The organism is Simiaoa sunii, assembly GCF_014337175.1.
Lineage (GTDB): Bacteria > Bacillota > Clostridia > Lachnospirales > Lachnospiraceae > Acetatifactor > Acetatifactor intestinalis.
The window spans coordinates 1-13,217 of the sequence record NZ_CP060633.1 but is presented as its reverse complement, the minus strand read 5'-3'; the positions used below and the strand labels follow the sequence as shown (position 1 = coordinate 13,217).

At 42.2% G+C, this 13,217-nt stretch carries 10 protein-coding genes; 2 read left to right on the top strand and 8 right to left on the bottom strand.

Features of this window, described 5'->3' with window-relative positions; translation table 11 throughout:
* Window positions 1–14: 14 nt before the first annotated feature.
* Both H9Q77_RS00050 and H9Q77_RS00045 read left to right on the top strand, forming a co-directional pair.
* Window positions 15–716, top strand: coding sequence for a response regulator transcription factor (locus H9Q77_RS00050; RefSeq protein WP_249326284.1), 702 nt, complete (start codon window positions 15–17; stop codon window positions 714–716).
* Window positions 717–740: 24 nt separating this feature from the next.
* Window positions 741–2,168, top strand: a complete 1,428-nt coding sequence (locus tag H9Q77_RS00045) for a HAMP domain-containing sensor histidine kinase (protein WP_249326283.1) — start codon at window positions 741–743, stop codon at window positions 2,166–2,168.
* Window positions 2,169–2,204: 36 nt separating this feature from the next.
* Here the strand turns inward: H9Q77_RS00045 and H9Q77_RS00040 are convergent, their stop codons facing one another.
* The 8 genes from H9Q77_RS00040 to dnaA all read right to left on the bottom strand — a co-directional run bounded on the left by H9Q77_RS00040 (window position 2,205) and on the right by dnaA (window position 13,217).
* Window positions 2,205–2,945: a hypothetical protein gene (locus H9Q77_RS00040; protein ID WP_118550733.1), complete on the bottom strand. Its 741-nt coding sequence runs from the start codon at window positions 2,943–2,945 to the stop codon at window positions 2,205–2,207.
* A 14-nt stretch (window positions 2,946–2,959) separates the two neighbouring features.
* Window positions 2,960–4,138, bottom strand: coding sequence for a cation:proton antiporter (locus H9Q77_RS00035; RefSeq protein WP_118692674.1), 1,179 nt, complete (start codon window positions 4,136–4,138; stop codon window positions 2,960–2,962).
* 30 nt (window positions 4,139–4,168) lie between these two features.
* Window positions 4,169–6,769 carry a DNA gyrase subunit A gene (gene gyrA / locus H9Q77_RS00030; protein ID WP_249326282.1) on the bottom strand — a complete coding sequence of 867 codons (2,601 nt, stop codon included), beginning with the start codon at window positions 6,767–6,769 and terminating at the stop codon, window positions 4,169–4,171.
* A gap of 82 nt (window positions 6,770–6,851) precedes the next feature.
* Window positions 6,852–9,059, bottom strand: a complete 2,208-nt coding sequence (gyrB, locus tag H9Q77_RS00025) for a DNA topoisomerase (ATP-hydrolyzing) subunit B (protein ID WP_118550694.1) — start codon at window positions 9,057–9,059, stop codon at window positions 6,852–6,854.
* Window positions 9,060–9,077: 18 nt separating this feature from the next.
* Window positions 9,078–10,229, bottom strand: a complete 1,152-nt coding sequence (recF, locus tag H9Q77_RS00020; protein WP_118546960.1) for a DNA replication/repair protein RecF — start codon at window positions 10,227–10,229, stop codon at window positions 9,078–9,080.
* Between the two features lie 10 nt (window positions 10,230–10,239).
* Complete coding sequence (locus tag H9Q77_RS00015; RefSeq protein ID WP_022154014.1) at window positions 10,240–10,446, bottom strand: RNA-binding S4 domain-containing protein; 207 nt, start codon at window positions 10,444–10,446, stop codon at window positions 10,240–10,242.
* A gap of 16 nt (window positions 10,447–10,462) precedes the next feature.
* The gene (gene dnaN / locus H9Q77_RS00010) at window positions 10,463–11,572 is read right to left on the bottom strand and encodes a DNA polymerase III subunit beta (protein WP_249326281.1); all 1,110 of its coding nucleotides are present in this window, start codon (window positions 11,570–11,572) and stop codon (window positions 10,463–10,465) included.
* Between the two features lie 280 nt (window positions 11,573–11,852).
* Window positions 11,853–13,217 (bottom strand): chromosomal replication initiator protein DnaA, encoded by a 1,365-nt coding sequence (gene dnaA / locus H9Q77_RS00005; protein ID WP_249326280.1) that lies wholly within the window; start codon window positions 13,215–13,217, stop codon window positions 11,853–11,855.

Sequence of the window (13,217 nt, the reverse complement as noted above, 5' to 3'; positions counted from 1 at the left end):
GAGGCCTATACTACATGGTAAGTAAACAGAAAATTCTCATTGTAGATGATGATAATAATATTGCGGAACTGATCTCCCTATATCTGACGAAGGAATGTTTTGATACCATGATCGTCAATGACGGAGAATCCGTGATGCCGGCTATGGAGACCTTTGCTCCGAATCTGATTCTGTTGGATCTGATGCTTCCCGGCATTGATGGTTATCAGGTGTGCAGAGAGGTCCGGGCACAATACTCTGTTCCCATCATCATGCTTTCCGCAAAAGGTGAAGTCTTCGACAAAGTATTGGGACTGGAGCTGGGTGCGGATGATTATATGGAAAAACCTTTTGATTCCAAGGAACTGGTGGCCCGCGCCAAAGCAGTCCTCAGACGTTATAAGCCCTCTAATACCCCCACAGAAAATTCCAACGACAAGTGTGTGGAATATGCGGATCTGACCATTAATCTGACCAATTATTCCGTCATTTATATGGGACACACTGTGGAAATGCCGCCGAAAGAACTGGAGCTTCTCTACTTTTTAGCATCCTCACCGAATCATGTATTCACCAGAGAACAGCTTCTGGATCAGATCTGGGGCTATGAATATATCGGTGATACCCGTACCGTTGATGTGCATATCAAGCGTCTCCGTGAGAAGATCAAGGATCATGCCAACTGGAAGATCAGCACCATCTGGGGCATCGGCTATAAATTCGAAGTGCGTAATTAAGTTATACCAAAAGCAGGATTTGTTATGAAAAAAACACTTTATCTAAAATTTATACTCGCATATTTTATTTTTGGTGTATTTGGTTTCATTATTGTTACAACTTTTGTTCCCAATATGACCAAAGAACACCTGATCCGGGAAAAGGCGGAAAACCTCTATTCCGAAGCAACCCTGATCGCCGGAACCTATGCCGGCGGATTGTACACCAGTGAAACAACTTTGGAGACCGTTAAAATGCAGCTGGACTCCCTGGCGGTCTACCTGAATTCCGAGATCCGCATCATCAATCCTTCCGGACGACTGGTACTGGATACCAATAGTCCCTTAGATGTGGAGAATGTGGTAGTCATCGAGAATTTTGATTCGACCGTAACCAGCGGCTCCTACTACACTGTTGGTGATTTCTTCGGTAATTTTGATTCGGATGTACTTACTGTATTTGCTCCCATTACCTCCAACTACAAGGTAAAAGGTTATGTAGTCATCCATACTGATATGAATGATATTCAGAAATCCTGTAACAGCCTGCTGAATATTTCCTATATCACCCTGGCAATCCTGTTCCTGTTATCCCTGATCATTCTGATCTTTTTCACCGAGATCGTATATATTCCTCTGCGGAAGATCACCCATGCCACAGAGCAGTATGCCGCCGGTAATATGCATTATGAATTTCAGGTGGATAGTGAGGATGAAATCGGTTATCTGGCTTCCTGTCTGAATTATATGGCAAGCGAAATTGCCCGTTCCGAGGATGATCAGAAAAAGTTTGTAGCCAATGTATCCCACGATTTCCGTTCCCCTCTGACCTCTATAAGGGGATATTTGGAGGCCATGCTGGACGGCACGATTCCACCGGAAATGCACGAAAAATACATTACTATCGTATTGAATGAAACAGAAAGACTGACGAAGCTGACCAACAGCCTTTTAACCTTGAATAATCTTAACACCAAAGGAATGCTCTTAGATAAAACAGATTTTGATATCAATCAAGTGATCCGTAATACTGCAAGTACCTTTGAGGGCACCTGTCATAACAAATCCATTGCTATCGAGATGATCCTGACCGGCAATGAAATGTATGTCCATGCAGATATGGGTAAGATCCAGCAGGTACTCTATAATCTCATGGACAACGCCATTAAGTTCAGTCACCATGATTCTGTGATCCACATTGAGACGTCGGAGAAGAAAAATAAATTGTTTGTCTCCGTAAAAGACACAGGAATCGGTATTCCGAAAGAAGATCTGAAGCTGATCTGGGACAGATTTTACAAATCCGACCTATCCCGAGGCAAAGATAAAAAGGGAACCGGGCTGGGTCTTTCCATTGTAAAAGAGATTATCAATGCTCACAATGAGCATATCAATGTGATCAGTACTCCCGGCGTTGGAAGTGAATTTATCTTCTCCCTGCCGAAATCCCATCAGGAAGACGAAGAGGATTAAGCCATACGGCCTAATCCTCTTTTTTCAGCTCTATATCTATATATCCATGACACGATATAAATAACTGTTTCCCTGTTTTCCTACCCTTTCTATTGTCCCCATTTCAAATAATATATTCAATACCGTCTGTGCCAGTGAGAGAGGAATATGGGCTGCTTTCGCAAAATCCTTACTGTGAAATGGTTCTTCCAGTTCATAAGGTACAAATTGCAGATAATCCTCCGGCTGTCTGATTTCCACCTCTTCGATCAGATCCGTAGGAATCCTGTCATATCTCGTGGATCCTTTTTTCTTGTCACGACTCCAACCGTTTAACAGCCGGTATTCTTCCATATTCACCAATACAAATTTAAACCGGATATTCGGATCCTTCAGGAACATTTTGATCTTATATAGTTCCTTAAATGCCTGATAAGTGGATCCCTTTTTTGGGGATTTTCGCTTTTTACTTAGTTCACCGCTGTCTTCATCGATCCAGATCAGCCATTTTTCATAAGGAATGGGATAGACAATTGTCACCGGATACAAAGGTAAAAACGCCTGTAACTTTCCCCGCATACGGTTGAACTGTCTCGTCTGGATCTCGATGATCTCCCCATCCTTATAAATATCCGCCACATAATTCTCTATGGGAATCTCCTGATGATCCTCATCCGGCTCATAATAATCCTTAAAAATAGCATGAACCGTCTTCTCTGAGAGAGTTCCGATTCCCAGTCTCTGACGGTCCACGCCTATTATTTTTCTCTTAGCTTCTTCAAAACGCTTCTGATCCATGTGATCCATATTTTTTAATCAATCTCGGCATGCTTCGTATACAGAATCTTAAGCATGATAGGAGTGGAAATACTGGATACGATGATCAGCAGAATGACTGCGGTAAAATACTCGGATCCGATCATTCCAACAGACAATCCCTTCTGTGCCACGATCAGGGCAACCTCACCTCTGGTCATCATACCGACACCGATCTTCAGAGCATCCGGTCCCTTGAATTTGCAGATTCTTGCCATCAGACCACAGCCGATGATCTTACACAGTAATGCTACAACGACGAATCCGATAGAAAATAACACAAACTCCCCGTTCAGATGATCAAAGCTGGTCTTAAGTCCGATACTTGCGAAGAAAATCGGTCCGAAGATCATATAAGAGTTAATATCCATCTTCTCGGCTATATATTCCGAATCCCGAATAGAGCACAGAATAATACCTGCCACATAAGCACCGGTAATATCCGCAATACCGAAGAATACTTCCGCTACATAAGCAAAAATAAAGCAGAGTGCCAGACCTAAAATAGGAATACGCCTTGTATGCGGATATTTGTTATCCAGATACTGGAATACTTTGAACAATACAAATCCGACACCAATTGCGAACAGGAAGAACAGAAGAGTAGAAATTACTACACTTCCGGGATTGGAATCCGGATTTTTAAATCCGATGACAAAAGTAAGTACAATAATACCAATGACATCATCAATAATAGCGGCACTCATGATTGTTGTACCGACTTTACCTTTTAGTTTTCCCAGTTCTTTCAGAGACTGCACGGTAATACTTACACTAGTAGCCGTCATAATGACACCGATAAATACAGCTTCATAGAATTTCTCAGAGCCCCAGGGTGCCACTCCGTAAAATCCCATGTATAATAATGTTCCGCCTACCAAAGGAACAAATACACCCATACATGCGATCAGAAATGCCACAAAACCGGTCTTCATCAGGTCCTTCAGATTCGTCTCCAGTCCGGCAGAGAACATCAGCAGGATAACACCGATTTCTGCCATCTGGATCAGAAAATCCGATTGCTGTACCAGTCCCAGTACACTGGGTCCGATCAACAGACCGGCAATGATCTCACCTACCACCTGTGGTGCTTTACATTTTCTTGCAATAATACCAAATACTTTGGCAAATATAATAATAATTGCCAGATCTCTGAAAATACTATAAGATTCCATTTTTCACGCCTCTTTTATTTTGATAATTAATTACTCATCGTCTTCATTTTCCTCAGTGGGGAAAATCAGATTTTCTTCTATTTCCTCCTCATCCTCAGAAACGGCTTCCTGTGCTACTTCTTCCATGGCTTCCTCAAGATTGTCGAATTCATGGTCTCCGTTGGAAAGCTTCTCACGTACCTTGGCAATCTGCGCAACCTTAACACCCTCATCCAGATTGATCAGCTTTACACCTGATGTGATTCTGCTCAAAGTGGAGATATCCTGAACACGAAGCTGTATGATAATTCCTTCTGTGGTTATCATCATAATTTCGTTATCGTCATTTACAGCCTTGGCACCTACCACATCACCGGTTTTTTCAACGATCTTGTAGCATTTTACGCCTTTACCGCCACGTTTCTGTACGGTAAATTCATCCATATTGGTACGCTTACCCATTCCATTTTCAGATACGATCAACAGGTCACTGCCCTGAGTCTGTAACTGCATACCGATGATCTCATCCCCGGGAGATAAGTTCATACCAATAACACCCATGGAAGCTCTGCCCGTAGCCCGGACATCCGTCTCCTGGAAGCGGATGCACATACCCTGTTTGGTTACCAGGAAGATTTCACTGCTGCTGTCAGTGATTTTCACCTCGATCAGCTCATCCTCTTCTCGTAAGTTAATCGCAGTCAGTCCATTCTTTCTGACATTGGAGAACTCCATCAGAGGGGTCTTCTTCACAATACCGGTCTTAGTTACCATGAACAGATTCTTATCATCACTGTATTCATGAATCGGAATCATAGCAGTGATCTTCTCACCGGGTGCCAGCTGCAGAAGATTCACAATAGCAGTACCTCTTGCTGTACGACCGGCTTCTGGGATTTCATATGCCTTCAACCTATAAACTCTTCCCATATTGGTGAAGAAATTCAGATAATGATGTGTAGTCGTCATCAGAAGATCTTCGATATAATCCTCATCAATCGTCTGCATTCCTTTGATTCCACGACCACCGCGGTTCTGTGCTTTAAAATTATCTACGGTCATACGCTTGATATAACCAAGACTGGTCATGGCAATGATAGTATTCTCCTTCGGAATCAGATCCTCCATAGAGATATCCAGTTCATCATAGCCAATCTTACTGCGTCTGTCATCACCATATTTTTCAGCAATCGCAGTCATCTCTGTCTTGATGACACCCAATAACAGTTTTTCATCCGCCAAAATAGCCTTCAACTCCGCAATTTTTACGACCAGATCCTTATGCTCGTTCTCCAGCTTCTCTCTTTCCAGACCTGTCAGAGCACGCAGACGCATTTCTACGATTGCCTGTGCCTGGACATCGGACAGCTCAAATCTTTCCATCAGTCTTTCTTTTGCAATCTGTGCATTCTGACTGCCACGGATGATAGTAATGACTTCATCAATGAAATCCAAAGCTTTTAACAATCCCTGTAAAATATGATCTCTTTCCTCTGCTTTGTTCAGATCATATTTGGTTCTTCTGGTAACGACATCTTCCTGATGTTTCAGGTAATAAGTCAGCATATCCAGCAGATTCATGACCTTAGGCTGATTGTTGATCAGCGCCAGCATGATCACACCAAAAGTATCCTGCAGCTGTGTATGCTTGTACAGCTGATTCAGAATAACATTGGCATTGGCATCCTTACGAAGCTCAATGACCACGCGGACACCTTCACGGTTGGATTCATCACGGATATCCGTGATACCATCGATTTTCTTTAATTTTACCAGCTCAGCAATCTTAATGATCAGATTGGCTTTATTTACCATATAAGGCAGCTCAGTAGCAATGATCTGACTCTTGCCGTTTGGAAGTGTCTCAATATTGGTCACTGCACGGACTCTGATCTTACCACGACCGGTACGATAGGCTTCTTCACAGCCTCTAGTACCCAGGATAAGTCCTCCGGTAGGAAAATCGGGAGCTTTTACAATGGGAAGAATCTCATCGATCGTTGTATCTCTGTCTTCTTCCACACGATTATCAATAATTTTTACGACAGCCTGTACCACTTCACGGAGATTGTGAGGCGGAATATTAGTAGCCATACCTACGGCAATACCTGTAGTACCGTTGACCAGCAGATTCGGATAACGACTGGGCAATACTACAGGCTCTTTTTCGGTATCATCAAAGTTCGGTACGAAATCTACGGTATTCTTACTGATATCTGCCAATAATTCCATGGAAATCTTGGAAAGTCTTGCCTCGGTATAACGCATTGCTGCGGCACCGTCACCATCCATGGAACCGAAGTTACCGTGACCGTCTACGAGAGGATAACGGGTAGACCAGTCCTGTGCCATATTAACCAATGCACCGTAGATGGAGCTGTCACCATGAGGATGATATTTACCCATGGTATCACCGACAATACGGGCACTTTTACGATGCGGTTTGTCGGGACCATTGTTCAGTTCGATCATAGAATAGAGTACACGTCTCTGTACCGGCTTCAGACCATCCCTCACATCCGGAAGCGCACGGGATGCGATAACACTCATGGCATAGTCGATATAGAAAGTTTCCATTTTCTCTTTCAGATCGACTTCATGGATTTTATCAATCTCAGCCTCCGAAGGCTTATCAAAAATATCGTCGTTCATGTTTCCTCACAATCTGTCGTAAAATACGACTCTCTATTATTAAATACCGTAACTATTCAGATTCTGATTTGAAAAATAGTTGCTAGATGTCAAGATTTTTAACAAACTGAGCATTCTCTTCGATGAATTCTCTTCTGGGTTCTACCTTATCGCCCATAAGAGTAGTAAAGGTCAGATCCAGTTCGGATTCCGTCTCTTCATCGTAATTCACTCTGAGCAGAATACGTCTCTCGGGATCCATGGTGGTCTCCCAAAGCTGCTCCGCATCCATCTCACCCAATCCTTTATAACGCTGGATCTTGTTATTTTGATCACGTCCTACTTCCGTCAGGATACTGTCAAGTTCTTCGTCACTATAGGCATACCATACCTTTTTGTTCTTCTCCAGCTTATACAGAGGCGGTTTCGCCAGGAACACATGTCCCTGCTTGATCAGCTCCGGCATAAACCGATAGATGAAGGTCAGCAGAAGAGTACTGATATGTGCACCGTCTACATCGGCATCGGTCATCAGAATGATTTTGTTATAACGAAGCTTGGTAATATCGAAATCTTCATGAATACCGGTACCGAACGCTGTGATCATTGCTTTGATTTCGGCGTTTGCATAGATTTTGTCCAGTCTTGCCTTTTCTACATTCAGGATCTTACCACGTAAGGGAAGAATAGCCTGGGTTGCACGGGAACGTGCTGTCTTCGCACTTCCTCCTGCGGAGTCTCCCTCTACGATGTAGATTTCACAGTTCTTCGGATCCTTGTCAGAACAGTCTGCCAGCTTACCGGGCAGAGCCATAGTATCCAATGCGGTCTTTCTTCTGGTAAGATCTCTTGCCTTTCTGGCAGCCTCTCTGGCACGCTGTGCCAAAATAGATTTTTCACAGATTGTTTTTGCAATCTGAGGATTCTGCTCTAAGAAATAAGTCAGTTGCTCACTGACAATATTGTCAACTGCACCTCTTGCCTCACTGTTACCAAGTTTTTGCTTGGTCTGTCCTTCGAACTGGGGATCCTCAATCTTAACACTGACAATAGCAGTCAGACCTTCACGAATATCTTCACCGGACAGATTTGGTTCACTGTCTTTTAACAGCTTTGCGCTTCTGGCATAATCATTAAAAGTCTTCGTAATAGCATTTCTAAAGCCCTGTAAATGAGTACCTCCTTCAGGAGTATTGATATTATTTACAAAGCTGAATACACTCTCGTTATAAGAATCATTGTGCTGGAAAGATACTTCCACGTACACATTGTTCTTCTCGCCTTCAAAATACAGAATATTTTCGTATAAAGGCTCCTTACTCTTATTCAGATAAGCAACAAATTCCTTGATACCACCTTCGTAGTAGAACTCAACAACTTTCTGTTTCTTACCATTTTCCAGAGTAATGGTATGTATCTTCCCGATTTTGCCGCCGGTGCGGGCTTTGGTAGATTCCTCAGAAGTAGCAAAAGCATCTGCAAACGCCTCAGAGTCATCCTTAACGGATTCTTTTGCCGCAGCATCGGAAACAGAATCATCTGAAGATGCAGATGTATCTTTGGCATCTTCCTGTGCTCTCTGTAACAGTTCGCTGATCTGCTCATTTTCATATTCCGCAGACATTGACTCCAGAGAAGCTTCCTCTTCCGTACGGTTATCTCTTAAAATGATGCGCAGTCCCTTGGTCAGAAATGCCATCTCTCTGAGTCTTCTCTTCAGTACATCAAAATCATAGACCGTTGTTTCGGTAAAAATCGTATCATCCGGCAGGAAAGTAACCTTGGTACCTGTCTTTTCCATAGGGCAGGTGCCGATTTCTTTCAGTGCATAACACACATGTCCTCTCTCGTAACGCTGCTTATATACCTTGCCACCCTGGCAGATTTCTACTTCCAGCCAGTTGGAGAGGGCATTTACAACAGACGCACCTACACCGTGCAGACCACCGGATACCTTGTATCCCCCACCGCCGAATTTACCGCCGGCATGCAGAATCGTAAATACGACTTCTACTGCGGGAATACCTGCCTTGTGATTGATACCTACAGGAATTCCTCTTCCGTTATCGATAACAGTGATAGAATTATCTTCGTTGATTGTTACATCAATGGTATCGCAGAATCCTGCCAGTGCTTCATCTACCGCATTATCAACGATCTCATACACCAGATGATGCAGTCCTCTGCTGGATGTGGTACCAATATACATTCCCGGACGCTTTCTTACAGCTTCCAGACCTTCCAATATCTGAATCTGATCCGCGCCGTATTCATGTTCTACCGCGGTATTATTCCTATTTTCTTCGCTCATGATTCCTCACATTCTGCCCTACAGGCTGCCAAAATTATATTCATCTGACGGAGATTCTTCTATATCCGATTTCAGACCCATATTTTCATTTACACAGGTAACTGTTCCGGCGGATACCTTGAATACTCTGTTAATTTCAAACCGGTTATTTACAAATTCTTCCAGACCGGTACAGGTAATGATCGTCTGAATATCTCCGATACTGTTCAACAGATAGTTTTGCCGGTTACTGTCCAGTTCAGACAATACATCGTCAAGTAACAGGACCGGTGTATCTTTCGTGATCCTTTTTACTAATTCAATTTCGGATAATTTTAAAGAGAGAGCAGCAGTACGCTGCTGACCCTGGGATCCGAACTTTCGTATATCCACATCACCTACCAGGAAGGAAAAGTCATCTCTGTGGGGTCCCACGGATGTCATTTTGGCCCTCATATCACGATCCTGGCTGTTTTTTAATTTTCTTTCAAATTCATCCAGCTCCACATCCGGCTCATACTGGATACGGATCTCTTCCCTGCCACCGGACAGCTTTTTATGAATCTCATAAATGATCTCATTGAGCTGTTCTACGAACAGCTTTCTGCGCTCTATGATCTTACTTCCGTAGGATACCAGCTGCATATCCCAGATAGTCAGAGTTTCCTTCAGATCCGGATTCATATACATATCCTTCAGAAGCTTATTGCGCTGATTGACGATTTTGTTGTAATGATTGAGATTATAGAGATAGAAATTGTCCAGCTGACATAATTCCATATCTACAAATCTTCTTCGTTCTGCAGGACCGTTTTTAATAATTCCAAGGTCTTCCGGTGAGAAAAATACGACATTACAAAGCCCCAGGAGATCTGCAGCCTTCTTGATCTTCTGACCATCAATAGCAATTCCTTTGGACTTTGACTTTCTCAGATGCATGTCCACGCGGATCTCTTTTCCATCTTTTTCGAGATACGTTCTAATATGTGCCTCTTCCTTGTCAAAATTAACAATTTCTCTGTCCTTGCTTCCTTTATGCGATTTTGTGGTGGCAGCAACATAGATTGCTTCCAGGATATTCGTCTTGCCCTGCGCATTGTCTCCGTACAGAATATTGGTTCCACGGTCGAACTGCAGGACGAGCGAATCATAATTCCTGTAATCTGCCAATTCTATTGATTTGATGATCATAGTAACCTGCTTACTCTATTACGATGGTCTCGCCATCATATTCCACTTTATCTCCGGATACCAGCTTTTTGCCTCTCTGGGTCTCAGTCTGTCCGTTTACTTTTACCAGACCGTCCTGTACGGCAAATTTTGCATCTACGCCGGATTCTACTACACCGGCTGCCTTTAATGCCTGACCAAGCTTTATATAATCATCCTTTAAACGGATCGTATGCATATCTATAACCTCATTTCTAAGCTACTGTCGTAAAGTTCACGGGAAGAATCAGGTAAATATAGCTTTCCTCCATATTTTTGATGAAACAAGGAGCCTTGGGATTTACCATGTACAAATCTACCTCCTCATCATCGATAACACGCAGAGCATCGATCAAAAACTTGGGATTGAATCCGATCATAAGATCCTTACCCTGTTTCTGAATATCAATTTCTTCATTCATGCTTCCCAGAGCGGAATTGATTTTAAGTTCCATTCCGTTGTCTGTGATATTTACAATAATAGGCTTCTTGTCACCTTCTTTTACCAGAAGAGTAGCACGATCGATACAACTTAAGAACTCCTTTTTATTGACCTTTACTTTCGTCTCATAATCGCTGGAAAGCATCTGGTCTATCTTGAAATATTCTCCTTCGATCAGACGGGATACCACAACGGTCTTATCGAATTCAAATACAATGTGCTTTTCAGTGAAAGAGATTGTAACATCGCTGTCTGCATCTCCGGGTAAAATCTTACTTACTTCATTCAGGGTCTTACCGGGTACCACTACCTTTTTGGGAGCATAACTATTCTTCATCTGAATCTTACGGATAGAGATACGATGTCCATCCAGAGACACGATCTTGAATTCATCTCCGTTAATATCAAACAGTTCACCGGTCATTAATTTGTTATTATCATTGTCAGAGATAGAGAAAATTGTCTGTCTTACCAGTTCTTTTAAAGTAAACTGACTGATCACAATGCTATCATCTCTCTCCACTGCGGGAAGATAGGAAAAATCTTCGCCGGATTTACCAATAATAGTGAATTTTGCCTTTTCGCAGGTAATAACGGTCTTAAAAGAAGCATCTGTTTCAATGGTAATATCGCTGTCGGGAAGTTTACGCACAATTTCAAGGAATATCTTGGCATCCAGGGCAATGATACCTTTTTCTATGATCTGTCCCTCGATGGTCGTCTCAATGCCGAGTTCCATATCGTTGGCAGTAAGTTTAATTTCTCCGTTAGTAGTATCTACTAAAATACATTCCAGAATAGACATTGTAGTCTTACTTGGAACAGCTTTGGATACGATCTGTACGCCGTTTAAAAGATTTGCTTTTGAACAGACTAATTTCATGTGTGCATAACTTCCTTTCTGGTTGATTTGTGTACGCGTGGATACGCGTTATATAAAAATAATAAAAGAATTTCGTAGTATACTTAATAAGGGATGTTGATATGTGCATAACCAGTCTTATTATACTATTTTTCAAGGAAAAATGGAATGGAAATCTTCGTGGATTTGGCAGAATAACCTAAGAATAACTCTTAGCTTATTCACACCGCATCCTATCCTTCATGAATCCTTAAAATAAGTTATCAACAACAATAAACACCTTGTTCCCGAGATATACACATCAGGAGGGATTTATCTTTTTCGTGATAATATCTATCTTATTACGAAGTTCCTCGTTGGTCTGAATCTCCGCTGCCACTTTATTCACACCGTGGATGATGGTCGTGTGGTCCTTTTTACCCAAAAGCTTACCTATATTAGTGAAGGAAGTATCCGTCAACTCTCTGCACAGATACATAACGACCTGACGGGGCTGTACAAACTCGGAATTTCTCTTTTTGGAAGTAATATCTTCCGCTTTCACACCAAAATGCTCTGCTACTACATTAATAATAAGAGATGGAGTGATCTCCTTGGGCTTGTTGGGATAGATAACATCCTTCAGTGCTTCTTCTGCCAGGGAGAGCGTCAGATCTACTTTATTTAATTTGGCAAAAGCAATGATCTTATTAAAAGCACCTTCCAGCTCACGAATGTTGGATTTGATATTTGTGGCAATGTATTTGATGATCTCTTCATCAATCTGACGGTCATACGTCTCAGCATTTTTCCGTAAAATAGCCATTCTGGTCTCATAATCAGGTGGCTGAATATCTGCGATCAGGCCCCATTCGAAACGGGAACGGAATCTTTCATCCAAAGTCTCCATTTCCTTAGGAGGCTTATCGGAAGACAGAATGATCTGTTTGTGGGCAGCGTGCAGGGCATTGAAAGTATGGAAGAATTCCTCCTGGGTACTTTCCTTACCTATAATAAACTGTACATCATCAACCATGAGTACATCAACATTGCGATACTTCTCACGCAGCTTGGTCATGGAAGCTGCATTACCACTACGAATAGATTCGATTACTTCATTCGTAAATTCCTCACTGGTGACGTAGAGTACCTTTTTGTCCGGATCCTGTTCTAATATAAAGTGTCCGATAGAATGCATCAAATGGGTCTTGCCCAGACCGGGACCTCCATATAAATAGAGAGGATTGTAGACCTCTCCCGGAGACTCTGCTACAGCAAGAGATGCGGAATGAGCGAATTTATTGTTGCTTCCTACGACAAAAGTGTCAAATTTGTACTTAGGATTCAGATGGGCATCTTCATAATTAACACCGTAGATCTGGTTTGGAGCAGCCATTTCATTCTCTGCAGGCTCTTCCCCTTTTACATCCTTTTCCAAAATAAAGCTGATATCATAAGGATGATCAAACATCTCGGTGATGGTTACCTGAAAAAAACTCTTATATTTGGAAGAAATATAATTCAGGGCATGTGCCTGGTCCGAGGGAATGATGATACTTACTACATCATTTACCACATTGTGAAATTCTAAAGGTTCTACCCATGTATGATAAGAAATGTCAGAAAGACTGTATTCTCTTCTGACAGCTTCTTTGATAGTTTTCCAATTTTCTTTGATTGCTTCCAT